Genomic DNA, 25,406 nt, shown 5'->3' with positions numbered 1-25,406 from the left:
CGAAGGCTTTTGTCTTTCTAGCGTGTGCTATTTACATAGCGACCTCTTATTTCTGAAGTTTCAAGCTATTGATTTCTAAGGAGTTTCTACTAGAGTCAACTACCTTGGATCTTTGTGAATCAGCTAAGCGATTGATTTCAAAAGAAAACCTACTAGAGCTCAATCTTGTTCTGATTCACGCAGCGTCTGGTTGATGAATTCCGCGATGCGCTGCCCCCACTGTTCCGCCTCCGTCGCATCCTTTTCGAAGAAGCGGACGCCCACAACACCATTGCGCGTCGACACCTCGCATACCTTTCTTTTTCCCGTGCGAACTACAGTCGCGCTAGGTGTCGCAACGCGCGGTTTTTCAGCCACGAACGACACGGCTTTGTCTTGCGTGAACGCTTCGTCGTCAACCAGACGGCGTACTGCTTCGATTACCTTTTCCGCTTTGCCCGCTTCTGTCAGTGCTGCCAGTTTCTGAGCAGCATTGCTTCCGAGTCGTTCAGGCCGCTCGGCGAGCGCCACCTTGGCTGCATCCGGAAGGGCGTCGAAAGAAAAGATCCGTGTGACGTGACTCTTGCTCAGTCCGGCGCTCTCTGAAATCTCAGTGCGCGTCAGCCCGCTCAATTCCTGCAGCCGTTTGAAGTTCCAATACTTCTCAAAGTCGGTAAGCGACGGCGACAGCAAGTTCGAAAAGAACGCAGCGAACTCGATCTCACCTTCTTCAATCGACGCCACGTTCGCCCGGATCGTCGCGCGGCCCAGTTCGCGGTAAGCGGCGACCCGATTGTGACCCGCAACAATCTCGTAGCGTGCGTCAGGCAGGGCCCGCACCAGAATGGGCGTCGCGAGCGCATGTTGCGCCAGGTTGCTTTTCAGCTCCTGAAACTGCTCGGCCGTCAGCTTGCGCCGTCTGCCGTCGATCTCCACAAGCGAGTCGAGCGGCACTTCCAGCGCCGCTCGTTCCTCGAGTTGAGTTTCGAGTTCCTTGATTCGCGCCTGCGCCGAATTGATGCGATTCTGCGCGTCCATCAATCTGCCGGGCGACGTGCGCGCCTCCGCGCTGACTGGCCGCTGCTGATGCGAAGTCTCCGCCGGTTTGCTGCCGATATTTGCGGTCTTCGCGAGGAGTCTGTCCCCGATACCCATTTAAACCTCCGTCTGATTCCAGGCGCGAACGAACTGCGCGTCGAGGTGTTCCGCGAGTCTGTCGAGCGGTTCCTTGAACCGGTTGTAGGCAGCCGTGCTGCCATCCGGTTTCGACAGGTCATACACCGTGGACAATTGAGCCGATGCACCCTTCGGAACGGTCGACTCGGGGATCTCGAACGGCAATACGCGGTCGCCATACGCTTTTTGCAGCCAGCCACGCACGACGCGCGAAACGTCGTCCGACTTTGCCTTGGTCAGGATCACATTGACGAAGTCGAAACGCTTCTGCTCGAGCACGCCCGGCAGCTTCTTCGCGATGTCCGCGAAGAGATGCCAGAACTGGGTCGAACTGGCGAAATCGAGGGCTTCGGGCGGGCAGGGCAGCAGGATCGCATCCGACGCCAGCAGCGCGTTGATCGTGAGATAACTGAGCGCAGGCGGCGTGTCGATGATGACCGCGTCGTACTCCTCGGTCAGCGGCATCAGGCCCTTGTGCACGATCTCCCAAAATTCGAACGTGCTGTCGTTCAGCACCTTTGCCGGGATCTCGAACTCGGCGTCGAACAATGACGAAGAAGCCGGGATCAGATCCAGGTTGTGCCAATACGTCTCCTGCACCGCGTAGTGCAGCGTCTGCTGATCGCCATAAATGAGCGGCAGCAGCGTCTGGTCATCGGAAATTTCGGCGTCGGGCGCCCAGCCGCACAATTGTGTGGTGGTCCCCTGCGGATCGCAGTCGATGACCAGCACCTTGCGCCCGAGCAGCGTCAGCGCCTGCGCTGCCGATACCGCGGTCGTGGTCTTGGCAACGCCGCCCTTGAAATTTGCCACCGTCACGATGCGCCCGCGCTTCCCTTCAGGCCGCCGGACGCGTTCCCGCGTCGACCGGATCCAGGTGAGGGCTTCCTCGAGCGTGAACTCCTTGCTTCGTCCGGCGCCCTTCGACGTACCCGCGGGCAAGTCGCCCTTGGTCGTCAGGTACTGGAAGCGTTGCTTGTCGATACCGCACAGCGACGCAACCTGCGAGCTGGTGAATGTCGGCGCGCTCTTGCGTGGATACGGCTCCAACATTGCATCGCGGATCTGATTGAGGATGTCAGTGGCTTGGGCGGCCACTCCCAAGAGCGTTTCGATCGAAACGGATTGATCGACTTCGGGAAGCCGAGCGCTTAGCATGGAATTCGCAGTCACTGGCGGGCTTGGGTAGGCAAGTAATTCTTCGGTTTGTGGAAAACAAGCTGCAAACCGAAGAATAAACGGCGAACCGGTAAACCTCAAGTAAACTCTGAAGAACTTGAGCGCCCGCAGCGGACATTTTTACAACGTCCGTCGCTTGAGTAAACGCAAAATTTCGATGGCGGCAGGGTTTATCGGTCGATCAAGACGCAGCGAAAGGGTGTTTTGAGACACTCGAACGACGGAGACCCTCGTTTTCGACAAAAAGCGCCTTGGTCGAATGTCGCACACGGCCCAGTCCGCCGCCGATCTTGGCCGGTCGACGCCGTGATCGAGTGGACAGGAAAGAAAGTGTGGCGAAAGAAGTGCGTGCTTGCGCGCTGCAATGCGCGGTCGCTTCCAGGGGCGAGCGCTTCGACCGACGCGGTCTTCCGCGATAAAAAATACTCTCGAGCAGATTGCCGACGCCGCCCGGCGCGATGGGCAGACGGCCATGAGCCTGAGCGGGCAGCGGCGCACGGGTTGTGCAGTCAAGCGGTTCAAGAGGTTCAAGCAGAGCGCCGAGGGCGAGATTGTCACACAGCGTCTCGACGACGCCCGCCTGCGCAACTCGCTCCGCGCTTCAATTCGTCAGCGAGCGACCATTCGGAACCGTTCGGACTGTCGAGACGTCCGACGCCGAGCGTATGGACCCGGCATCGGCCCATTTTGCCTGTCGCAAGCCGCTGTTTACGTCGGCAGCAGGGCGAGCCGGTCGCAACGTTTTGCGTATCGTGGACTTGACCTCGTCGCGTCATTGCCTCCGATCGAGTGTGCCTTCCGCGCCTTTGGCCGTGGTGGTCGGAAAAACGTATATGAACGACGCAGCACAAATCAGTGCAAAGATGTTTGTTGTCAAGCTCTTCACCTACGCGGTTAGAAGCGAATGTTGAAATTGTGTCGACGGACAGAAGATGATCGGAACCGCGAGCCGCGGTAATCGATTTGAGCTTCGGCACCGTGAAACATCCAGTGGACGACTGAATTTTGACTAAATCATTGTCTCGATTACGTTTTTCCAATTAAAACGAAAGATGTTTCACGAGGCTCGAGGCAGAGGAGCGATTTTGAGGACGGAATCCGCCATCAATTTGGTAAAAAACCGCGCTGCATTGCGGTTTGTCGGCTGGGTGTATTGAAAGATACGGTTTTCGTAGTATTGGCAAACTCACATCAAAGCTCGCCATAGCAGCCAGAGCTCAGCTTCGCTTTCGCGCGCTCGTTCTGAGATGGTGGGGTCGCTTGCATCAGGGCACGCGATGCGTTTATTGCCATTACAGAAGCCGCAAAACGATGCGAGTCCACATGGAACATACCGCTCGAGCGCGTACGGTTCGAAATGCGGAGCGTCGCATGACCTTGTTCGGTCAACCTGCAAGGCAGTTCTGGTCACGACTCGGAGTGGGATCCACAGTTCTTTACTCATTGCGAACGCTCGCCGTCTCTCAGTGACGGCCGCGGTTGTATATTCCTAAACGGTCATCAGACGTGAGCTGGACACTCGCGAGCGCTGTCTGGGTCGTGCCGTGCAACCGGGCGAGCTTGATGAAACCGCGCGAGTTCGACGATTTCGAGACATCGAGTCAGCCCGGACTCAAACGGTTGCATCGTCAGGCGACAGGGGCAGTTCGCCCGACAGCGAAATCCTGTCTGCGCTTCTGATCGCGCGCGACTCTGTCGAGGCGCTGGTCGAACTCGAGTAGCGATTCATCGCGAAATGAGCGTTACGACCATAGCCGTCTGGCGACGCGATGAGAGCGATCCTTTAAAGCTCCAGGCTTCGACCGTCGCTTGATTCTTGTGAAACGGGCTGACATCGGGCACTGGCTCGATACCTATATTAGTGAGCGGGAGCAAGACGCACGGTCGTGTTTGCGAGCCGCAATCAGGCGACGTCGCTTTGGGTCGATAAGAGCACTTCACTGCGGGCGACAGGCCGCGAAATCCGGCTGCCTGTTCATGAAGCGGACCGCCTGTTCGCATTTCGCGTCACCCCTTACGATGACGAACCGCATCCGCGACTACCCGGCACGATTTCTGTACTTGCACAACCACGCGTACGGACGCAGCGCTACCGTAGAGGCTTCCGTCGCCCGAAGTGAAAATGACGCCTTTGCTCCACTGCTTCAGCGCTATTCGACACAGCACGATCAATCGAAGGGAAGGGCGTCAAGGATAGTCAGCCGCATACCACGCGCGAAACGGCTGCGCCTGAATGTGTGTCTTTTTGCGCAAGTGCCGGCAGACATCTATGCCGGCGCACCGATATCCGTTCGAACAAAAACACCTTGGCGAGCGATCGTCGGCCTTTGCGTCAAGACTTTTGCGGGCCACGGTTTGCCGCTGTGGAACGAGCGCTTGGTGCACAGAAGATCAGCAACGCGTGGCAGCCCGACATCGCCTGCCCGTACGAAGTCCTCGAATTCGATGGCGCCAATAGGGCACTCAGTTGACCCTGTGAATCGATGTCCCTATGGTCCGATACCTTTCCGGTGCTGCACAGCATCCGGATTCCGCTTTTCCGAAATTGTGGCGGGTCCGACAGGGACGACGCAGCCCAGGCGCCGCGGTTGACACTGATGCCATACCACCCTTGCAGATCGATGACCCCTGCGTGCACGAGCGAGACGCGCGCGTTGACTAGCTCATGTATTGCGTTTGACGCGAGTGCGATGGCGGGGGAACGGAGCGCGACAACATGTCGAAAACTCTTACCCTTACGAGGACGTTCCCTGCCATTTCAACTTTCGGCCGTGCGCCTGTCACACGTTCACGCGACGGAATTTGATGCAAGCATCCAACACAGTGCTGATCAGGCCACGCGCGGGAACTGGCTCGCCCGATGCGCGGCGATTCCGTTATATCCGCTGCCGCAAGCTCAGCACGGAGTCGTGTGGTGATTGGCTCACTGCAAGCGCCGCTGGTGAACGAAGCCATCGATTCGGGGTGAGTGCCAAACCGCAAGTAGCCCTTCACTTACTCCTGTGAAGCAGCAATCTCAGAATAATCTCATTCCTTGTTAATCGCGAAATATGCCATACCCCGATAAATCGCGACGTGGCGAATTCATAAAGACCAATACCAAAAAGATACGAAATTCCTAAGAAAAATCTAGGCCATCGAAAATAGGAAAAATCGCAACCAGCAGACGGGTTCGCGCATTGTCTCGTCAAAAATCGAGTGCTATTCTCAAGACGTCATCACGAAATATGTGAACTGATTTTGCGGTGACAATACCCTCAACCCTTCTGTCTCGATAAATGATCATGAACGAACAAAATCAGGCAGTGCTTGAAAATGATGTTAGACAGATTGACGTGGAGCAGGTAGCGGACGACGAACTGACGTTGGCGCTTAGCCACGTCGTTTCGAACAAGGAGTGGCAGGAATAAGCTGGGTGACATGACCGGCTGAAGGCGGGCGCGGTCGATTTCGAGCGCGCCTGCTCCTTCAAATCCGTCGGTGCATTGGATTCAGCCAGATTCAAGGTCTCTGATCTACAAGATTGGTCGAAACGGTCATCAGGAAGTGCAATGTCTTCAAAAATATTCGATGAATATTTAAAGCAGGCGCGTGCGCTCGTAAAAGAGGTTCAAGTCGAGGAAGCAAAATTTCTGCTCGACAAGCTAACGCCCTTTTTTGATGTCCGCGAAGAAAGTGAAATCGAACAAGGTCAGATTCGGGACGCGCATACTCCAGGGCGCAGTTTCCTCGAATCAGCAATCACCGAGAGAATTCCGCAGTTCGACATGCCCATCGTGCTGTATTGCGCAAGCGGTACGCGGTCTTTAGTCGCCGGCGCTTCGCTCAGCGCATTGGGCTACGTCAATGTCATGTCCATAACCGGCGGGTTGGCGGCGTGGAAAGCCGCCGGCTATCCGGTCGAGAAACGATCACTGCTCAGCTCTGAGGAGCGCAAGCGCTATGGCCGACAGATCATCCTTCCACAAGTCGGCCCGCAAGGGCAGGCGAAGCTGAGGGAAGCGAGAGTCGTCGTGATCGGCGCAGGCGGTTTGGGAGCGCCGTCCCTGATGTATCTCGCAGCCGCTGGCGTGGGGCACATCGGCGTCGTCGATCATGACTCGGTCGACCTTGGCAATCTGCATCGGCAAATTATCTATCGCACCGCTGACGTAGGCGAGTTCAAGGCAAGCGCTTCCCGGAATACGCTCCTTGAAATGAATCCACAGGTAAAGGTGAGCGAATTCCGCGTCAAGCTTGATGAGTCGAGCGCGCACCGCATCCTGTCTGATTTCGATGTCGTGGTCGACTGTACCGACAACTTCTCCGCGCGCTACTTGATCAACGACACCGCGCTGGAGTTGGGTCTACCCGTCGTCCACGGATCAGTTTTTCAATTCGAAGGCCAGGTCGCGTTGCTGAATTACCGAAACGGCCCGTGCTATCGATGCCTGTTTCCCGAGCCTCCTCCCCCGGAGGTGGCGCCATCCTGTTCCGAAGCAGGCGTGCTCGGCGTGGTACCCGGTTTGATCGGCGTGCTGCAAGCGACGGTGGTGATCAAGCTCATTTTGGGGCTCGAGATCGACAACGCTTCGGCCACCGTCTATCACGGTCTCGATGACGGATTCAGCCGGCGCAAGCTGCGCAAACGCGACGGCTGCATGTGCGCCATGCATCGCGAAACATGTTTCCCGATGTCAACCTCTCCGCAATTCGGACGGGAGTCAAGATGAGAGCCCGATCGACTCTGATCGTCGACAACTTCTATGAAGATCCGAACGCCATTCGCGCGCTCGCATTGCGTCTCGACTTTCGCCCGAAAAACGGCGCGATGTATCCGGGCGGCGAAGCATGGTCCGACGCGATGGATTGGGAGCCGGTTCGGCAAGACATCATCGGCGAATTGGGGATGGGAACTCAGGAGACTTCGATCGCCGGAAAGGATTTCAAACAGGGAAAGTTTCGTCTTGCGCTCGAGCAGCATGCAACGTCACGCCCCGACGCCGTTCATCAGGATGCGCAACGTTACTCGGCAATCGTCTACCTGTCACAAGATCAACATTGTTCCGGCGGCATTGGTTTTTACAAATGCCGTCTGAGTGGACAGACCGCGATGAACCGCCAGTGGGCTAACGCGTTGAGCAAGCACTTCAACATCGCCGTCAATGATCCAGGGTTTCCCGATCTCGTACGGCGGTATTGTGCCGACTGGTCGAACTGGCTGCAGATCGGCGAATTGCCTATGCGATTCAACCGGCTGATCGTGCTGATGGCCCATTGTTTTCATGCCTCGACCGGAATCTTCGGTGGCAATCCGGCCAGCGGACGTCTGACTCAACATTTCGAGATCTACCTGTAATGGCTCAGATCACAGTGGCATTGCCGCGCACCCTGTCGAATAGCGGAACGCTCACGCTGGAAGCGCGCGACTGTCAGCAATTGTTCCGGCAGATCCAGGAGCTCGACCCTCATGCATTCGCCGCAATTTTCCGCGAAACAGATTCCTGGATTCGGCCGAAGCCCTACGTTGCCCTGTTCGTGAACGACGAGCAGCGATTCGACGTTCACCACGCGTTATCCGACGGCGATACCGTCGTATTCGCGACCGCGATTGCCGGAGGTTGATTGTGGACGCAAGGACGATTCAACAACTCTATTTGCGCGCGATATACAGCGGCTTGCCGGAGCCAACCGGGTTGGAGGAGGAGGTCTTTGTCGCCAGGCATCACTCGGAAGAACGCGCAGCCATCGAACGGGCGGCTCGCACTAGAAACCTGAGAACCGTGCTGCATGACGACATGCGCTTGCTACCACGCGTACTCGATAAGACACGACTGCTTCCGTACGTCGAACGCTATACGGAATCCGAATGTTTCTGGATGCATCGCGGGCGGACGCTGATTGAAGACTTCAGCCTCTTTCTGATTGAACGCACGCCGGCACCCGCAGCTATCAAGGTTCTTGCCAGGATTGAAGGCGTGCACTCCGGGTTGTCTGCATCCGTTGGCGCAAACACGCCATGGTCGGCACACGTGAAATGGCGCGAAGAAGACGAGGTCGTTGAGCGTTTCCGTTCGCCGTTTGCGCTGTCGTTCCGGAAGATGTTTGCCGACTCATCCGGTTACGAACCCGAGTTGCGCGAGGTCGATTGCGTGATCCGAAGAAGCCCGCATCGGATCCAGGTGAAATTTCATAGCGTATCGATATGCGAATGATCGGTTTGGGTCTCGATTTCCAGCACCGCTACAGCTACGGAACGCCGTTGGTCGAGCTATTCGATTCCTTGTCCGACCACCTGTCCCACGTGTCTATCGTCGGTCTTGTGACTGACGACGATGTGCGGTCCTTCAAGTCCATGACGTCGCTACCGGTCCTGCATCATTTTACCGGCGTCGCGCCGGCCGGAATCGGCGGAATCAATATGGACGTGCTGCGCCGGCAAACCGCGATCACCACGCAACTGGGCGCGAAATGGTGTCTTGAGGACATCGGCATCTGGAATATCGGACCGTACGATATTCCTTACTTTGCGTCACCTGTGCTGTGCCAGGACGTGCTCGAGCAGACCATAGACGGCGTATTGACAATACAGCGACAAAGCACCGTCCCATTCCTCGCAGAGCTGCCGTCATGCAGCTTCGTCGCCGGAGACATGAGTCTGGACGCATTTTTTCGCGGCCTCATCGAGCGAACCGGTTGCGGCATGGTGCTCGATGTCAGTCACGTCTTCTCCTACGCGATCTATTGCGATCGCGAGCCGCTTGAACTCCTCGCTGCCTTCCCGCTCGACAGTGTGGTCGAGATCCATGTGGCCGGCGGAAGCGTCCATCCGCAGCACAGTTGGCGTTACCGCGATACGCACGTTGAACCGATTCTTGACGAAGTCGTGGCCATTCTGGACGCTGCAATCGTCGGATGCCGTCATCTTCAGGCGATCACCTATGAGATCGGGCTAGGGATCTCGCCTGAGCTCGTCGATCAGGAAATCAAACGGCTCCGACGGGTTGCCGGTCGCCATGGCTTTACGCCGGGCATTCTTGCGGGACATGGCTCATGATCGACCATCCGTTTCCGTGCCGCCATCTGTCGATCAAGGGTTCGGGCTGTCGCATTGCCGTCTTCGACCAAGCCGTGCGCGGCGAAATACGTCGTCTCGGGCAAGTCGCCGACGCTGGCGAGCATGTCCGCCGGATTACGGGTTTCGTCGCCGACGCAACGTTGGGCGGCTTCGCCAGTGAAAGCGAATGGCTCTCCGTGAGTGCACAAGATTGCTTTGAGCACGGCTATGAAACGGTCCGAGCCCGTATCGAGGAAGCGTTCGGTCCCGTTCATATCGAAGTGCATGCCTATTCGGCGCCTGCCAGCTGCGCGACGGCTCGCCACGAACGGGACATTGCGCGCGCGTCGCAGCGCCTGATGCTGTGTTCGCCAGGACACGACACGTACCGAGTGAGATTTCCCGCTACATCCAGTGCCGCGCTGACGGTCGGCCTGTTGCGCGGCGATGGCTCCCTTGTCGGAGCAGGTCTCGGATCGTTGCTGAAGCCGGCTTTGCTGATCAGCGACAGATTGTTTCCCGCTCTCGACACCGATGGAAAGATCGTCGGTGTTCGCGGAACCTCACCGGCAGTGACTTTCGTTGCTGGCATCGCCGCATTGTTCTACGAGAAACTCGAGGGCAACAGCAACCCGTCGATGCTGCATGCAGCCCTCTTGCTCCTGTCCAGTCCGCATTCCGGAACGTATCTGCTGGACCGGATAGAGGGTGTACGTCAGTCGATAAGCTCGATACCAATCGCCACCGGTCGTGGACGCGAGCGCTCCGTGACGCTGCGTCTGCGCAGAGGGGAAGAGGCGCTATGCCGTATCGCAATCGTCGTGCATGTAACGCGTGCCGAGTCCTTAGGCGAACAGCACCGGTTTCCTGTCACGATCGAGGCGCGTATCGGTGACGAGTGGGTCGCCCGATCGGACGATCATCGGTTGTTGCTGCAACTCGACGATCTGCCCGTGGGCGCACAACGGGATATCACGCTGCGGATCAACGGCTTCATCGAGACAGGCTCGCTCGTCTCGATGGGCGCGCAGACCGAGGTGATCTCCGATGTCATCGTGCCGGTCAAGGCCCCAGGCGATACGGTTGTGGTGGGCGTCTCCGCCAGCCATGACGCATCTGCCGTGCTTGCTTTGAACGGGAAGCTCGTCGCAGGAATTCAGCTTGAGCGGATCACACGCGTCAAGCACGACGGGCAATCGTCGCTGAATAACGAGGCGGCGATCCGGTATTGCCTCGATATGTCCGGATTCGCAGCCGGCGACGTCGATCTGTTTGCTTTCAACGTGCAGGCACTGACACCGGGCTATGTCGGATTGAGCCAGCCGCTCGCGAGCCGCGATTTCACGCTGTTCGATCCGTTTGGGCATCAATCTCTGTTTGTCAGTCATCACCTGTGTCATGCACTCGCCGGCTACAGTGGCAGCGGCGTCGATGCGGCAACGGTGGTCGTTGCCGATGGCTCGGGGGGCGTGACGGTCGGAGCCGACGACCTGGTACTGGACGGCACGCAGTTGCGCGACTATCTGGATCGCGACAAGGGCGACGATCCGTTGAAACTGCACACCTTTTCGGTCTATGACATCGCAGCCGGCGTATATCGCCTCCGGCATCGCGAATACGCTCGATCGTTCAATGTCCGCAGTGGCAGCGAGTCCTTGGGCGAGACCTATGCAGCGGTCAGCCAGTTTGTGTTCAATTCGTGGCAAGCGTCCGGGAAACTGATGGGACTCGCGCCTTACGGCAGTACCGGGACATACGGATCCTTCCTGCGACGTGACACCACCGGCGAACTGAACTTCGGCCATCAGTGGAAAACGTCGGTCTGTCCGACGCCGGCGGGATCGGGTGTCATGCAGTACGCCGATCTCGCTGCGCGCGTGCAGTCGGATCTCGAAGCCGCCCTCCTCGACAGGTTCGAACGGCATGTCGGCGGGAATTCCAACGTCGTCTTTACGGGCGGCATCGCATTGAATTCAGTGGCAAACCAGCGCATCCACGCGGCCCTACGCCCACGGTCGCTCTACCTGCTTCCCGCACAGCACGACGCCGGGGTGGCTATCGGCGCTGCGGCGGCGGCCGTGCAGCGGCTGTCCGGCCATCTGTCAAACAGGCTGTTCCGTGACGATTTCCTCGGCTATCGCTACACGGAGCGGGACGTCGCAATCGCCATCAACCATTTCGCCGAGCGCCTCGACGTCCAGCGCGTGACGCCGGCGGACATCGCTGAACGCATCGCGAACGGCGCAGTGTTCGGATACTTCTCGCTGAACAAGGGCAGCGAGTTCGGGCCACGCGCGCTCGGTGCCCGATCAATCCTGGCGGATCCACGCAAACGCGCGGTCTGGAACTTCATCAACAAGTGGGTGAAGTATCGTGAGGAATTCCGGCCATTCGCCCCTATGGTGGCGGCCGAAGCGCTGTCAGATTACTTCGATGCCAAGGGCCACTATCCGCACATGCTCGAGATCGTCAACGTGCACGAGCCCTTTCGTTCGTCGCTTGCGGGCATCACCCACGTCGATGGCAGCGCGCGTGTGCAGACCGTCTGCTCCGACGATAACCCCGACATCCACGCATTGCTGACAGCGTTCGCCGACGTCACCGGCTTCCCGATTCTGCTGAATACCTCGTTCAACGTGCGCGGCCAACCCCTGATTGAACAGCCTCGGCACGCGTTGGAGATGTTGTTGAGCACACAGTTATCCGGCGTGCTTTTCGGCGATCTGCTGGTCGAAGTGGCGGACTGGCCAGAGCCGCTATCCATGATGGATCGGCTTGTGCTCTCGCCCGGCACGCGCTTCGAATTGTCCGCCGCCGACGACGGAGCACATAGCACCCTGCATGCACGCAGCCAGGGCAGGCGGCTACGGCTCGACATCGGAACAAGTCGTCTTCTGCATGCCATCGCGTCGGCCTGCCGCGTTGGCGAGGCGATCGCGCAAGCAGGCGCGGTGAATGAAGACAGGCATCTGGACACCCTGCGCCGCTTCGTGCGCCTGCGCTTGTTGAACCGTGTTCGTGGCGAAGTGGGCGGTGCTTCGTCATGAGTCTTCGGGCATTGACGGTTCGACAGGTCAACAGGCTGTTGTTGCCGAAGCGCGAGATGCTCGGCATCTCTCGACTGGCTAATCTCGGTCCGTTCGTCGGATTGAACGCGTGCGTCGTACAAGCGGTTCGCGTTGCCCTTGTGAAAGGGCAGGTGTCGGCAACCACCGGTAAAGGATGGAACGTGCAGCAGGCGCTCTGCGGCGCGCTCGGCGAGGCGTTCGAACGATATTGCGCGGCTCATCCGCCTGAGTTCACCCGGCGGCGACGGACGTCAGCCGACGTCGAACCACTGGCCGGATGGGGACACCCGGACGGATTCGCGCCCGCAGATCTCTACCCCGCGCTGGAGTTGCAAGTCGACCGGCCGTGTCTTCTGCCTGCGGTGGACGTCCATTTCCCTTACCACGGAGCGGACCTCGATTCGACGCCTGTGCGCCCGCACACGTCGGGCCTTGCGAGTGGAGCGAGCGTGGAAGAGGCAACGCTGTTCGGCCTTTTCGAGGTGATCGAACGTCACGCGTCATCGCGCTTTTTCGCGCGCTTCCAACGCGAACGAACCGGGGTGTTGATTGACCCGGACGCCATCCGGAATGCGCGGATTGAATCGGGATTACGCGACCTGAAGCACCACGGATACGAGTCTCTGATCTTCAGAATCGATGCGATGCTGCCGGTCTACTATGTCGCGGTCCTCGATGCATCGAATCTCGGACCGAAATTCATGGTCGCCGGGGTGGCAGCACATATCGACGACCACGCTGCGCTCGAGGCCGCATTGCTCGAAGCCATCCAGGCCATCGTGATCGCCGCTCAGGGCGCGCGAGAGGATCTGGCCCGTGTGTCGGCCTCGTATCGGAAACAGCAGACCGGTCAAACGAATCCGTTCTACCGGATACGCCGTCTGCTTGCCGAGTTGAACGAAACACGAAGGATGTCCGAACCATCGAGGCAACCTGACCCACGCACCAACGACGCGCTCGCGCATGTATTACGTCGTTTGCGCGATGCCGGCATGAACCGCGTCTATCGCTGTGACCTGTCGAATCAGGCGCTTCCGCTCAAGGTCGCAAAGATCATCGTCCCAGGCATGTTCGATACCCATGTCAATCCAACCAAATTGAACCATGCTGCTACAACGACGTGAATGCCCCGTCGTGTTCGGCGGACCGTCCCTGCGTCTCGCGCGCGACATGCATGCGGATCGCTTCGATTATCGGCCGCCGGCACGTCGAGGTGATCTGCATCGTCTTCTCGCGGAAAACCCCGGTCGACGCGGTTGCGCGCTCCTGACCGATGGCGTGTTCGGCGAGAGCATGGCCGTATCGCCCAGCGAATGCATTGACCTGCTGCAGGCGGGATGGATGCTTTTTGGCGCGTCCAGCATGGGTGCGTTGCGTGCAGCCGATTGCAGTCAGGTTGGGATGGTGGGGATTGGCGACATCTTTTTCGCGTATCGCACGGGCTACTACCGGTCGGATGCCGATGTCGCCGTGCTCTATCAGGCTGATACGCAAAACGAAATCAGCATGTCACTCGCGCATGCTGACCACCTTGTCCGCGAACTCGCTCTGCGGTACCCGATCAACGACATCGGGCGTCGCTTTCTGCTCAGAGCGTTGCGAGAAGTGCCGTGGTACGACCGGAGCCCTGCGCTGGCAGCGGACATCATCGCGCGATGTTTCGGAGAACCCGCGCTGCACTCGGAAGTGCTTTCACTTTGGCGTGATCCACGCCACAACCCCAAAGTTCGTGACGCGACAAACGCGTGCAATCTGCTGTCGCGATACTTCCTCAGAAAGTAATACAGACGCACATGACGTGGATCAAGAGGCTGGGCTATTGCTACAACATCGCCAAAGGTAGCGAGTCGATATCGAATCAGATGTCGCATCTGATTGTCGGCGTGTTGGCCGGATTGCCCGCCTATGCCGTTTCGGCGCGGGTCAGCATCGCGTTCTATCTTGGCGCACTGCTCGAACTGCCAACCGGCGTCGTAGCGGATGTGCTCGGACATCGGCGCACGTTGATCTTCGGCTACGCCATCTGCGCCTTCGCGAGCTTCTTTCTTTTCATGTCGTGTCGTTACAGCGGCACGCCGGTATCGATGCCGATGCTGGTATTGAGCAGCGTGTCGAGCGCCGCCGGGGGATGTCTCGTCTCAGGCTGCTTGCAGGCATTCATCCAGGACTACATCGATCGTCACGTGGAGCATTCCGGAGAAACGGACGGCTGTGTCAGCGAACTTCGCGCGAAGGCCCTTGCGCTTTCGCAAGCTTACGGCAATTTCTTTTCGGCCTTTCTGCCGACGCTCGTGCTCGCCGGCGTATTCGCCCTCTATCACCTGACTGGCAGGAGCGAATGGGCGCTGCTTGTGCCAGTCGTGACCTACGGATTGTTATCGCTTGCTTTCTGCATGATGCGAACGGCCGGCGAACGAACCACGCCGTCGGTGTCGATGGCATCGCACTTCCGCGACTATGCGAGGAAGCTCGTGCTGTTCTTGCGCGCCGTACAGGGCAGGGGACGCGCCGGGCAATGGCTCATGGTCATCCTGCTGCTGCGCATGACGCTATCGATCCTGACTGTCATCCACGTGCACACGTATCTGATGGTGTCCCAGTTGCGCACACTCGATCTTCGAGAAGGAGGCTGGGAGACCCTCGCGATGGGATTCCTGGTACTTGCGGCGTTCGACCTCGCCCACTATCCGAAGGGATGGATCGTGCCTTTTGTGTCGAAGCGACTCGAGTCAACGCGCCTCATTTATTGTTCGCTGCTCGCCCAGATCCTGCTCGCGCTGATTGTGCTCGGCGTGATCCGGCTCGGATACCCGCGGGCGCTGTGATCGGGTTCGCGCTGCTGTTCAGCGCCGTGTTTTCGCCCGGACACATGACACTTCAGTCCGTGTTGCTTTCCGACGTCCCGGAGCATCTACGCGCCACGATGTTCAGTCTGGTTCAGGTCGTTGTGTTGATCCTCTACGGTTCTTATTCGGCGTTGCTATCGGTGAGCGGTGTGGGTGTAGACCGTCCCGAACACATTCTCGTGCAACTGCTGTCGATGATCGGTCTCGGCATGGTGCTGGCGCTCGGTTTCGACCTCATTTCCGCCAACCGGACCGTTGCTGCACTTGTCGACGATATGTAGACGGGGAAGGTCCACCGAACTTTGGAGTCATCATGCCGATTCATCCTTTTCCAGAATCCGATCTCCGGACCGAACGTCTCGTCCTGTCTCGTGCAAACAGAAGTGATGCCGCCGAACTGCTTGCCTATTACGGTGACAATCGGGCACATCTGGGGCCGTGGGAGCCGTTACGCCCCGATGACTTTTATACGGCCGCCGCCCTTGAAGCGCGACTCGATGAAATGGGCAAGCAGATGAGGGACGGCAAGGCGATTCACTTCCTGATGCGGCGTGCGGAGTCTGGTGCGCTCGTGGGCGAATGCAATTTCACCAATATCGTGCGCGGGCCATTCCAGGCGTGTCACATGGGGTTTTCGCTGTCCGCTGCCGCGCAGGGGCACGGGCTGATGCATGAGGCGCTGTCGGCTGCCATCCGCTTCGTCTTCGACGAATACGGCCTTCATCGCGTCATGGCCAACTACCGACCGGAAAACCAGCGCAGTGCACATGTGCTGCGGCGCCTCGGATTTGAGATCGAGGGGAGCGCGCGAGCCTATCTCAAGATCAACGGCGAGTGGGCCGACCACGTGCTGACATCGAAAATCAACGATGCAGTTTCACATGATCGCGTCGTCAATATGAGCGCCGAAGTGCCGCTGTGACGAGCGAGCGCCTTCGCGGAAGAAATTAATCCTTATTTTCAGAGGCTTACATAGAAATCGTCGAGCGGATTCGAATCTGGCAGAAAAAATACCTCGATCGGATAAGTGAAGTGCCCGGATCGAGCGATGAACCGGCGCGCCGAGTTACCTCGCTTGCAAGCCCCGGAGCCTCGGCGCATATTTCGAGCAGATCCCTACCGCCCTCTTGGGAGGAAGCGAGCCGATGCTTGATCCCGTCCGCCATACACCGAAGCCGTCGGAGCAGGAAGCCGAGTCGCGCCCCAGCCTGCCCGAAGTGTACGCATCCGTGCATGTGCCGACGGGCGGCCGATGGATCCGCCGCTTCCTCGCCTTCGCCGGTCCCGGCTACATGATTTCGGTCGGCTATATGGATCCGGGCAACTGGGCCACGGATCTCGCCGGCGGCTCGCGCTTCGGCTACACGCTGCTCAGCGTCATCCTCCTGTCGAACCTGATGGCGATCCTGTTGCAGGCGCTCGCCGTCCGTCTGGGCGTCGCGACCGGACGCGATCTCGCGCAGGCGTGCCGCGAACACTATCCGAAGCCCGTGAACATCGCGCTGTGGATCGCGTGCGAGGCCGCGATCATCGCCTGCGATCTGGCCGAGGTGATCGGCACGGCAATCGCGCTGCAATTGCTGTTCGGCATTCCGCTGATCGCGGGCGCGCTGCTCACCGCGCTCGACGCCTTCCTGCTGCTCCTGCTGATCAACCGCGGTTTCCGGCTGCTCGAAGCATTCGTGATCGCGTTGCTGGTTGTGATCGCAGGGTGTTTCGCGTTGCAGATCGCGGCCGCCGCGCCGCCGTTCAGTGAAGTGCTGCGCGGTTTCGTGCCGACGCCGCGCATCGTCGCCGATCGGGAGATGCTGTACGTGGCGATCGGCATCCTCGGCGCGACGGTGATGCCGCACAACCTCTACCTGCATTCGTCGATCGTGCAGACACGCGCCTACGGCAAATCCGTGAAGGCGCGGCGCGAGGCGATCCGCTGGGCGACCCTCGACAGCACGATCGCCCTGACGCTCGCCCTGTTCATCAACGCGGCGATCCTGATCGTGGCGGCGGCCGTCTTTCACGCGAACGGTCACGAGGACGTCGCGGAAATCGGCGACGCGTTCCGCTTGCTGTCGCCGCTGCTCGGCCTGGGCATTGCATCGACGCTCTTCGCGGTCGCGCTGCTTGCCTCCGGCCTGAATTCGACCGTGACCGCGACGCTTGCCGGACAGATCGTGATGGAAGGTTTCCTGCGCCTGCGCATCCCGAACTGGGCGCGACGCCTGATTACGCGCGCGCTCGCCATCGTGCCGGTGATCGTGGTGACCGCCATTTATGGAGAGAAGGGCACCGGCCAATTGCTGGTGCTGAGCCAGGTGATCCTGTCGATGCAACTGCCGTTCGCGGTGATTCCGCTCGTGCGTTTCGTCTCCGACCGCCGCAAAATGGGCGTCTTCGTCATTTCGCGCTGGACCGGGGCGCTGGCGTGGCTCGTCGCGGGCGTGATCGTCGTGCTGAATGTGAAGCTGCTCGCCGATACGATCCTGCGCTAAACCTATTCCATATAGAGGGAAACGCAGATCATGAGCGGCACGTTCATTGACATCACGCTTCGCGACGGTACTTCCTTGCCCGCCTACTTCACGCATCCCGCGACGGGATCGGGGCCGGGTATCGTTCTGCTGCACGATGCTTCCGGCGTGGACGACTTCATCCGCCATACCGCCGATCTCTACGCCGAGGAAGGCTACGTCGTGCTCGCGCCGCGCCTGCCCGCGCACGAACCGCTGCCGGGCGGCGTGGAGGCGGATAACGTGGCGGCGTTCGTCGAGAGACTGCGCGCGTTGCCGCAGCACGCGGGCAAGGTCGCGGTCATCGGCTTCGGGCGCGGCGGGCGGCTCGCGACGCGCATTGCCGCGCAAGCCGACGTGGATGGCGCCGCCTGCTACTACCCTGACGACCTCCCGGCGTGCCTGGCCGAAATCCCGACGATCCGCTGTCCCATCGTTTTCCACTTCGCCGAGCGGGCCGCATACGACCCGCGCGAGAGCGAGGCCGCGCTGGCGGGCAAGCCGTCGATCGAACGCTATGTGTATCCCGGCTGCGCGCCGGGTTTCGTCGATACCGGTAATCCGGCCTACGACAAGCCCGCTGCCCTGATGGCCTATTCGCGCACGCTCTCGATGCTGCGCAAGGTGCTCGGTCCGGTATTCGATCTGAACCAGTTGTGGGAGCAGCATTGCCATTTCGAGTTCGCCACGCGCGACGTCGAGTCCGTCATGACGACGATGGTCGCCGAACCCTACGTCAATCATGTTCCGACGATGACGGGCGGCGTCGGACACGACGAGCTCAAGCGCTTCTACACGCATCACTTCGTGCACTCGAATCCTGCCGACACGAAGCTAATCCCGGTGTCGCGCACGATCGGTTCGGATCGTGTCGTCGATGAGTTCGTGTTCTGCGCAACGCATGATCGCGAGATCGACTGGCTGCTGCCGGGCCTCGCGCCCACCGGAAAGTACTTCGAAGTCCCGATGCTCGCCGTGATCCGCTTTCGCGGCGACAAGCTCTATAACGAACACATCTACTGGGATCAGGCGTCGGTGCTGGTGCAGATCGGCGTACTCGATCCGGAAGGATTGCCGGTGGCGGGGCGGCAGACGGCGCAAAAGCTCATCGACGAAACCTTGACGAGCAATGCGCTCATGCCGAACTGGGCAACGAGCGAAGGCAAGCCTGTCTGAACGTTCGACCCAAAGTCTTCAGCAGGCGTTGCACATGCGCGTGACGTGGCCTACTCTGAGTGGAGCGTTGCGGTCCGCGCACCAATCACCCTGCATCATGGTTCGAAGTGAAACTATGGCGCGATCCGCACGACCGGAGGACGTATGCCTCGTGCGTCGCCATCAATGCGCTCGACATCGATCGAGCGTGCGCTCTGTCTTGCTTTCGGTGCGTCGTGCGTGCTGAGGGCCGCGTCGGCCTACGGCGCCTGTGACAACACCGCTCCGCTCGCGGGCCAGACCGCGACGTGCGACACGCGCGCGCCGAATCCATCGACGCAGCCCATCGCCACGGCGCCCGCCAGCGCCAATGTGACGATCAACGTGTCGCCCGGCGCGGTGCTCAATGTCACGTCAGGCAGCGCCATCAGCGTGCGCAACACGAGCACGCTCAACAACGCCGGCACGATCCAGGGCGCGACCGGCGTCTCCATCGCGGGCGGCGCGGCCACGATCGACAACAGCGGGACGATTCGCGGAACGAGCGGCGCGGGCATCGTCGCGAACGGGCGGATCAACGTGTCGATCGTCAATACCGGCACGATTGCAGGCGGCGCGGGCGTCGCCGTGAGCACCGACACCGGCAACGATACGTTCGTCATGAACGGCGGCGTCGTGTCGGGACAAATCCGCCAGGGCAACGGCTTTGACACCTTCACGATGACGGCGGGCCAGGTCGACTCGCTCGATCAGGGCGACACGCGCGACGATTTCACGATGACCGGCGGACGCATCGTCGGCGTCTTCGTGAACGGCGACATCGCGCGGATGACGGGCGGGCGCATCGGCACCGTGGACCTGAATGTCGGCAACAACGTCTTCGACATGTCGGGCGGACAAGTCGATGGCAACGTCACCGCCGCGCAGAACAACGACACCTTCACGCTGTCGGGCGGCACGATCGGCGGCCGGGTCGATCTCGGCAGCGGCACGAATGCGCTGACCATCACGGGCGGAAGCATCGGGATGGGCGTCACGACGACCTTCGGCCCGGATACGCTCACATGGAGCGGCGGAACGATTTCGGGACCAGTGTCGCTCGGCGCCGGCGCGGATGCCGCGATCATCCGCAATCTGAACGACACGACGCTCGGCGCGCTCACGCGTTTCGACGGCGGTCCCGGAACCGACGCACTGACATTCGACAACGTGCAGGCGAGCGGTCTTGCGCGCTTTACCGGCTGGGAGAGCATCGACGCGCGCAACGGCACGCAACTGACCTTCGATGCGAACGGCCTCACGCTCGGCGACGCCGTGACTGGCACGGGCACACTCGATCTCGACGCGACGAGCACGCTGTTCGCGGGCGGTATCGGCGCCACGGCGCTGCTACCGGCGGTCGCCGGGCAACGCGTCACGTTGAACAACGCGGGCGTGATCGACCTGACCAACGGCGGCGCGAGCACCCGCGACACGTTCACGGTGAACGGCAACTACATCGGCGCGAACGGCCGCTTGCTGGTGCAGAGCGCGCTCGGCGCGGACGGCGCGCCCAGCGACCGACTCGTGATCGCGCAGGGTGCGGGAAGCGGCACGACGTCGATCGGCGTGACGAATGTCGGCGGGAAGGGCGGCTCGACGGTCAACGACGGCATTCTCGTCGTGCAGGCGACCGGCGGGGGAACGACGTCGGCCGGTGCGTTCTCGCTGGCGCGTCCGCTGGAGGCGGGAGCGTTCACTTACTATCTGTTCAAGGGTGGAGCGAGCGCGGGAACGTCGGAGAACTGGTATCTGCGATCGAGTGTCGCGGCCGTGCCGTCGATTCCTGCTGCGCCGGTGACGCCACAGACGCCGGGCACACCGACAACGCCCACGACACCGGAAAACCCCGGCACTCCAACGCCACCCGCCACACCCATTCCCGCGCCTCAAGCGGCGCCCGGTACGCCTGCGCTTCCACCGGCGCCGCCGCCCGGCGCGGCGCCGACACCGCTGTATCGGATGGAAGTGCCGGTCTATGCGGAGGTTCCGCCGCTCGCGCGCGAACTCGCCATCCAGCAGGTGGGCACGTTCCACGAGCGCCAGGGCGATCAGGCCTTGCTGACGGAGAACGGCGCGCTGCCCGCGGCGTGGGCGCGCGCATGGGGCGGCCATGCGACGCTTCACAACAGCGGCGCCGGCGATCCCGAGTTCAGCGGCGGCATCGGCGGCGTGCAGATCGGCCATGACCTCTACGCCGACACAACCACCGGCGGTCATCGCAACCATTACGGCTTTTTCCTGGGCTTCGCGCGCGCGAGCGGCGACATCAGCGGGCTCGCGCTCGGCTTTCCCAACGCGGATGCCGGGCACCTGTCGATGAACGCCTACAGCGCGGGCCTTTACTGGACGCACATCGGTCCAGGCGGCTGGTACACGGATACCGTTGTGCTCGGCAGCGCGCTGACCGTCGATCCGCAGTCGAACCGCGGCGTCGGCGCGACGACGCACGGCAACGCGTTCACCGCCTCGTTCGAAGCGGGCCTGCCGATTCCGCTGCCCGCCGGACTGGGCATCGAGCCGCAGGCGCAGCTCATCTGGCAGCACGTCAATCTGAACGATATCGACGACGGCATCTCCACCGTCTCTTTCAGCGAAGCCGGCGGCCTGACCGGCCGTCTCGGCGTGCGCTTCTATGGCCGCTTCGATGCCGCCGGCACTGCGTTCGAACCTTATCTGCGCGCCAACCTCTGGCGCTATTTCGGCGCGACCGACACCGCGACCTTCGCCGGCACGACGGTCATTCCCACTGAAGTCTCGGCGACCATCGCGCAGTTCGGCGCGGGCGTCACGGCCAAGGTCAGCGCGCGCGGCAGCCTGTTCGCGAACCTCGCTTATTCGATGAACGTGGGCGGCGGGCACCGCAGTGCCATCGAGGGCGGAGCGGGAATGCGCTGGAAGTGGTGAGCCGTTGCATACTACGGTCACACATAAAAAATCCAGGAGACAGGCATGACCGACGTGGCCGGCGCGGATCGCGCGCCCCGCTGTCCTTATCACGACAAAACGCACGACAAGGCGCACGATGACATCCATGCGCCAAACGGCTGTCCGGTGAGCCCGCAAGCGGCCGAGTTCGATCCCTTCGGCGACGGCTACAACCAGGACCCGCCGGAATACGTGCGCTGGGCTCGCGAGCAGGAGCCGGTGTTCTGGAGTCCGCGGCTCGGCTACTGGATCGTCACACGCTACGACGACATCAAGGCCATCTTCCGCGACAACCGGACCTTCAGTCCGTCGATTGCGCTGGAAAAGATCACGCCGACCGGCCCTGAAGCCAACGCGGTGCTCGCCTCGTATGGCTTCGCGCTCAGCCGCACGCTCGTGAACGAAGACGAGCCGGCGCACATGCCGCGCCGTCGCGCGCTGATGGATCCGTTCACGCCCGAAGCGCTCGCGCATCACGAACCGATGGTGCGCGCGCTCGCCCGCGAGTACGTGGACCGTTTCATCGACGACGGCCGCGCCGATCTCGTCGACCAGATGCTCTGGGAAGTGCCGCTCACGGTCGCGCTGCATTTCCTCGGCGTGCCCGAGGAAGACATGGACACGCTGCGCCATTATTCGATTGCGCACACCGTCAACACATGGGGACGGCCGAAGCCCGAAGAGCAGGTCGAGGTGGCGCACGCGGTCGGCAAGTTCTGGCAGTTCGCCGGCAAGGTGCTGGACAAGATGCGCGAGGATCCGTCCGGTCCCGGCTGGATGCAGTACGGCATTCGCAAGCAGAAGGAACTGCCGGACGTCGTCACCGACTCGTATCTCCACTCGATGATGATGGCCGGCATTGTCGCCGCGCACGAGACCACGGCCAATGCCGCCGCGAACGCGCTCAAGCTGCTGCTGCAACATCCGGATGCCTGGCGCGACATCTGCGAGGATCCCACGCTGATCCCGAATGCCGTCGAAGAGTGCTTGCGCCACAACGGTTCGGTCGCGGCATGGCGGCGTCTCGCGACGAAGGACGTGACGATCGGCGGCGTCGCGATTGCGGCGGGATCGAAGCTGTTGATCGTGACGTCTTCGGCGAATCACGATCAATACCAGTTCGCCGATGCCGATCTCTTCGATATCCGCCGCGAAAACGCCAGCGATCAACTGACGTTCGGCTATGGCGCGCATCAATGCATGGGCAAGAATCTCGCGCGCATGGAGATGCAGATCTTCCTCGACGAACTCACGCGCCGCCTGCCGCACATGCGTTTGAGCGAGCAGCGCTTCACCTATGTGCCGAACACGTCGTTTCGCGGGCCGGAGCATCTGCATGTGGAATGGGAGCCGGCGCTCAACCCCGAACGCATCAATCGCGCCGTGCGCGAACCGCGCGCGGCGGTGCGCATCGGCGAGCCGTCGTCGCATGCGGTCAGCCGGACGGTGATCGTCCAGTCGGCCGATGCCTGCGCCGACGGCATCGTGCGCGTGCGGCTGGCATCGGCGGACGGACGCGCCTTGCCGCGCTGGACGGCGGGCTCGCACATCGACGTGCTTTGCGGCGACACCGGCCTTTCGCGCCAGTATTCGCTGTGCGGCGACCCCGCCGATGCGCTTACTTTCGAGATCGCGGTGCTGCGCGAAAGCGCGGGACGCGGCGGCTCAGCATGGGTCCATGAGAACGTCAGGCGCGGCGCGCGTTGGCGCATTCGCGGCCCGCGCAATCACTTTCGTCTCGACGAAACCGCGCGGCGGCTCGTGTTGATTGCGGGCGGCATCGGCGTGACGCCGATCAGCGCGATGGCGCGGCGCGCGCACACGCTCGGGCTCGACTACGAGGTCCATTACAGCGGTCGTTCACGTGCTTCGATGGCGCTCCTCGACGAGATGCAGGCGCTGCATGGCGGACGGTTGCGCGTGTATGTGTCGGACGAGGGCACGCGCGTCGATCCGGCGAAACTCGTGGTCGGCGAAGGCACTCAGGTCTATGCATGCGGTCCCGCGCGCCTGCTCGATGCGCTGGGAGAAGCGAGCGGATCATGGCCCGAGGATGCGCTGAGGATCGAGCACTTCACGTCGACGCTCGGCACGCTCGATCCTTCGAAGGAACGAGCGTTCCAGGTGGAATTGAAGGATTCCGGGCTGGTGCTCGACGTGCCCGCCGACCAGACGCTGCTCACGACCCTGCGGCGCGCGAATATCGATGTGCAGAGCGACTGTGAGGAAGGCCTGTGCGGATCGTGCGAAGTGCGCGTGCTGGAAGGCGAGATCGACCATCGCGACGTGGTGCTGACCAAAGGCGAGCGGCAGTCGAATCAGCGAATGATGGCGTGCTGTTCGCGCGCCCGATGCGGCAAGCTGGTATTGGCGCTTTGAACGATTCCAGACGCCGGTGGCATTTTGCCGCGGATTACCGGCGTTGATTTAAATCATCGTCCCTTCATAACGGCGTCATCTTCGGAGAATAACAGAAAGATTATTTCTCAAATATTGATTGGTTATACCCGGTGGTTACTTTCAATATATTGAGACAGTGTTTTTGCCATCTGTGATCACAAACAGCATGGTGGGATATTCGTGGGCCTGCCACGTTGATTGAACGAATCAACACTTTCGGGCGGGATGAAATTTTCCTGATGTCCCTTTCATCAGGCTGAACGCGCAATTTTCGTCGTCATATGGGATGATTATTGAACGTCCGTTCGAGCAAAGCTGCGCTTTCTTGCATCTTCAATAGCACCTTTTTTACCAAAATCAGGGTTATTACCTACTAATATGAGATTTTTTACGCATGTTTTGCGTTTAAAATCAGTCCTAATTGGTGCGACGCACAAGCCGTACCTGATCAAATAACTTCCACAAGTCCTGATGTCCGCACGCGCGAGTCTCGCGCGGCCGAAACACGCATGCGTGCTGTTTCACGGTGTCGGTTGTAGAGAAGGTCGTTGCTGAACCTGAGAGATTATCCAATAGGCCCATATAAATGGACCACGCTGCTCACTTCGAGATCGACGCATCTCGCCACCTGTCAGTCTTTCGAAACTGGCAACGGTTGCAACAGTCCCCATGCCGGGATCGAGTCATAAGCCGAATCACGCCGTGTCATCGGCGCAGTGCATGTCGAACACGTAATCATTCGACGAAACGTCAGTTGATTGCTTTGCACTAAACACGGCTTATCAACCTGACGCGTCCGGGCCGAACCCGCTTCATTCATCTGGCTCGACCGCCTGACGCTTATTCCGCTCGTTTCACCACGGGCCGGCGAAGCACCCACGCTTTTACTGTTTGACGAGGATAAAAAATGACTGACGTAGTGATCGTATCGGCCGCGCGTACGGCGGTGGGCAAATTCGGCGGCTCGCTCGCGAAGATCGCGGCGCCGGAACTGGGCGCAACGGTCATCAAGGCCGTGCTCGAACGCGCAGGCGTGAAGCCGGATCAGGTGAGCGAAGTCATTCTCGGCCAGGTGCTGGCCGCGGGCTCGGGA

18 protein-coding genes and 1 pseudogene are annotated in these 25,406 nt (G+C 60.6%); 17 read left to right on the top strand and 2 right to left on the bottom strand.

The window, feature by feature from the left end; translation table 11 throughout:
- Window positions 1–159: 159 nt before the first annotated feature.
- Together QCE64_RS20335 and QCE64_RS20330 are read right to left on the bottom strand one after the other, a co-directional pair.
- Entirely contained in the window at window positions 160–1,134 is a 975-nt protein-coding gene (locus QCE64_RS20335; RefSeq protein ID WP_310005887.1) for a ParB/RepB/Spo0J family partition protein, read from the bottom strand.
- On the bottom strand, window positions 1,135–2,313 hold the full coding sequence (locus tag QCE64_RS20330) for an AAA family ATPase (RefSeq protein ID WP_309925244.1): 1,179 nt from the start codon (window positions 2,311–2,313) through the stop codon (window positions 1,135–1,137).
- 3,305 nt (window positions 2,314–5,618) lie between these two features.
- Here QCE64_RS20330 and QCE64_RS20325 point away from each other — a divergent pair.
- The 17 genes and pseudogenes from QCE64_RS20325 to QCE64_RS20245 all read left to right on the top strand — a co-directional run.
- Entirely contained in the window at window positions 5,619–5,744 is a 126-nt protein-coding gene (locus QCE64_RS20325) for a hypothetical protein (protein WP_310005885.1), read from the top strand.
- A gap of 141 nt (window positions 5,745–5,885) precedes the next feature.
- Window positions 5,886–7,046 carry a ThiF family adenylyltransferase gene (locus QCE64_RS20320; RefSeq protein WP_310005883.1) on the top strand — a complete coding sequence of 387 codons (1,161 nt, stop codon included), beginning with the start codon at window positions 5,886–5,888 and terminating at the stop codon, window positions 7,044–7,046.
- Complete coding sequence (locus tag QCE64_RS20315; protein ID WP_310005881.1) at window positions 7,043–7,672, top strand: DUF6445 family protein; 630 nt, start codon at window positions 7,043–7,045, stop codon at window positions 7,670–7,672. The genes QCE64_RS20320 and QCE64_RS20315 overlap by 4 nt, the downstream gene beginning before the upstream one ends.
- Window positions 7,672–7,938: a MoaD/ThiS family protein gene (locus QCE64_RS20310; RefSeq protein WP_309932873.1), complete on the top strand. Its 267-nt coding sequence runs from the start codon at window positions 7,672–7,674 to the stop codon at window positions 7,936–7,938. The genes QCE64_RS20315 and QCE64_RS20310 overlap by 1 nt, the downstream gene beginning before the upstream one ends.
- A 2-nt stretch (window positions 7,939–7,940) precedes the next feature.
- Window positions 7,941–8,528, top strand: a complete 588-nt coding sequence (locus QCE64_RS20305) for a hypothetical protein (RefSeq protein ID WP_310005879.1) — start codon at window positions 7,941–7,943, stop codon at window positions 8,526–8,528.
- Window positions 8,525–9,370: a DUF692 family multinuclear iron-containing protein gene (locus tag QCE64_RS20300; RefSeq protein ID WP_310005876.1), complete on the top strand. Its 846-nt coding sequence runs from the start codon at window positions 8,525–8,527 to the stop codon at window positions 9,368–9,370. Before QCE64_RS20305 ends, QCE64_RS20300 begins: the two co-directional genes overlap by 4 nt.
- Window positions 9,367–12,417: a carbamoyltransferase C-terminal domain-containing protein gene (locus QCE64_RS20295; RefSeq protein WP_310005874.1), complete on the top strand. Its 3,051-nt coding sequence runs from the start codon at window positions 9,367–9,369 to the stop codon at window positions 12,415–12,417. The genes QCE64_RS20300 and QCE64_RS20295 overlap by 4 nt, the downstream gene beginning before the upstream one ends.
- On the top strand, window positions 12,414–13,562 hold the full coding sequence (locus tag QCE64_RS20290) for a YcaO-like family protein (protein ID WP_310005873.1): 1,149 nt from the start codon (window positions 12,414–12,416) through the stop codon (window positions 13,560–13,562). The genes QCE64_RS20295 and QCE64_RS20290 overlap by 4 nt, the downstream gene beginning before the upstream one ends.
- A complete protein-coding gene (locus tag QCE64_RS20285; protein ID WP_309932863.1) occupies window positions 13,543–14,220 on the top strand; it encodes a TfuA-like protein in 678 nt (225 codons plus the stop codon). The genes QCE64_RS20290 and QCE64_RS20285 overlap by 20 nt, the downstream gene beginning before the upstream one ends.
- An 11-nt stretch (window positions 14,221–14,231) precedes the next feature.
- Complete coding sequence (locus tag QCE64_RS20280; protein ID WP_310005872.1) at window positions 14,232–15,263, top strand: MFS transporter; 1,032 nt, start codon at window positions 14,232–14,234, stop codon at window positions 15,261–15,263.
- A complete protein-coding gene (locus QCE64_RS20275; protein ID WP_310005871.1) occupies window positions 15,260–15,565 on the top strand; it encodes a hypothetical protein in 306 nt (101 codons plus the stop codon). Before QCE64_RS20280 ends, QCE64_RS20275 begins: the two co-directional genes overlap by 4 nt.
- 32 nt (window positions 15,566–15,597) lie before the next feature.
- Entirely contained in the window at window positions 15,598–16,206 is a 609-nt protein-coding gene (locus tag QCE64_RS20270; RefSeq protein WP_309932859.1) for a GNAT family N-acetyltransferase, read from the top strand.
- A 223-nt stretch (window positions 16,207–16,429) separates the two neighbouring features.
- The gene (locus tag QCE64_RS20265; RefSeq protein ID WP_309922944.1) at window positions 16,430–17,773 is read left to right on the top strand and encodes an Nramp family divalent metal transporter; all 1,344 of its coding nucleotides are present in this window, start codon (window positions 16,430–16,432) and stop codon (window positions 17,771–17,773) included.
- A gap of 30 nt (window positions 17,774–17,803) precedes the next feature.
- A complete protein-coding gene (locus QCE64_RS20260; protein ID WP_310005869.1) occupies window positions 17,804–18,967 on the top strand; it encodes a dienelactone hydrolase family protein in 1,164 nt (387 codons plus the stop codon).
- A gap of 165 nt (window positions 18,968–19,132) precedes the next feature.
- Complete coding sequence (locus tag QCE64_RS20255) at window positions 19,133–21,892, top strand: autotransporter outer membrane beta-barrel domain-containing protein (protein WP_310005867.1); 2,760 nt, start codon at window positions 19,133–19,135, stop codon at window positions 21,890–21,892.
- A gap of 45 nt (window positions 21,893–21,937) precedes the next feature.
- Window positions 21,938–24,292: a cytochrome P450/oxidoreductase gene (locus tag QCE64_RS20250; protein ID WP_310005864.1), complete on the top strand. Its 2,355-nt coding sequence runs from the start codon at window positions 21,938–21,940 to the stop codon at window positions 24,290–24,292.
- A gap of 928 nt (window positions 24,293–25,220) precedes the next feature.
- Window positions 25,221–25,406, top strand: a pseudogene (locus QCE64_RS20245) (acetyl-CoA C-acetyltransferase); the annotation flags it as partial.

Origin of the sequence: Caballeronia sp. LZ043 (assembly GCF_031451075.1) — a bacterium.
Classification (GTDB): Bacteria; Pseudomonadota; Gammaproteobacteria; order Burkholderiales; family Burkholderiaceae; genus Caballeronia.
Note: the sequence above shows the minus strand (reverse complement) of the source record. Positions and strands in the feature narration are given on the sequence as shown.

Bases quoted from the DNA above. Each gene is read 5' to 3' on its own strand.
- QCE64_RS20335 (WP_310005887.1), bottom strand. From the start codon at position 1,134: ATGGGTATCGGGGACAGACTCCTCGCGAAGACCGCAAATATCGGCAGC.
- QCE64_RS20330 (WP_309925244.1), bottom strand. From the start codon at position 2,313: ATGCTAAGCGCTCGGCTTCCCGAAGTCGATCAATCCGTTTCGATCGAA.
- QCE64_RS20325 (WP_310005885.1), top strand. From the start codon at position 5,619: ATGAACGAACAAAATCAGGCAGTGCTTGAAAATGATGTTAGACAGATT.
- QCE64_RS20320 (WP_310005883.1), top strand. From the start codon at position 5,886: ATGTCTTCAAAAATATTCGATGAATATTTAAAGCAGGCGCGTGCGCTC.
- QCE64_RS20315 (WP_310005881.1), top strand. From the start codon at position 7,043: ATGAGAGCCCGATCGACTCTGATCGTCGACAACTTCTATGAAGATCCG.
- QCE64_RS20310 (WP_309932873.1), top strand. From the start codon at position 7,672: ATGGCTCAGATCACAGTGGCATTGCCGCGCACCCTGTCGAATAGCGGA.
- QCE64_RS20300 (WP_310005876.1), top strand. From the start codon at position 8,525: ATGATCGGTTTGGGTCTCGATTTCCAGCACCGCTACAGCTACGGAACG.
- QCE64_RS20295 (WP_310005874.1), top strand. From the start codon at position 9,367: ATGATCGACCATCCGTTTCCGTGCCGCCATCTGTCGATCAAGGGTTCG.
- QCE64_RS20290 (WP_310005873.1), top strand. From the start codon at position 12,414: ATGAGTCTTCGGGCATTGACGGTTCGACAGGTCAACAGGCTGTTGTTG.
- QCE64_RS20285 (WP_309932863.1), top strand. From the start codon at position 13,543: ATGCTGCTACAACGACGTGAATGCCCCGTCGTGTTCGGCGGACCGTCC.
- QCE64_RS20280 (WP_310005872.1), top strand. From the start codon at position 14,232: ATGACGTGGATCAAGAGGCTGGGCTATTGCTACAACATCGCCAAAGGT.
- QCE64_RS20270 (WP_309932859.1), top strand. From the start codon at position 15,598: ATGCCGATTCATCCTTTTCCAGAATCCGATCTCCGGACCGAACGTCTC.
- QCE64_RS20265 (WP_309922944.1), top strand. From the start codon at position 16,430: ATGCTTGATCCCGTCCGCCATACACCGAAGCCGTCGGAGCAGGAAGCC.
- QCE64_RS20260 (WP_310005869.1), top strand. From the start codon at position 17,804: ATGAGCGGCACGTTCATTGACATCACGCTTCGCGACGGTACTTCCTTG.
- QCE64_RS20255 (WP_310005867.1), top strand. From the start codon at position 19,133: ATGCGCTCGACATCGATCGAGCGTGCGCTCTGTCTTGCTTTCGGTGCG.
- QCE64_RS20250 (WP_310005864.1), top strand. From the start codon at position 21,938: ATGACCGACGTGGCCGGCGCGGATCGCGCGCCCCGCTGTCCTTATCAC.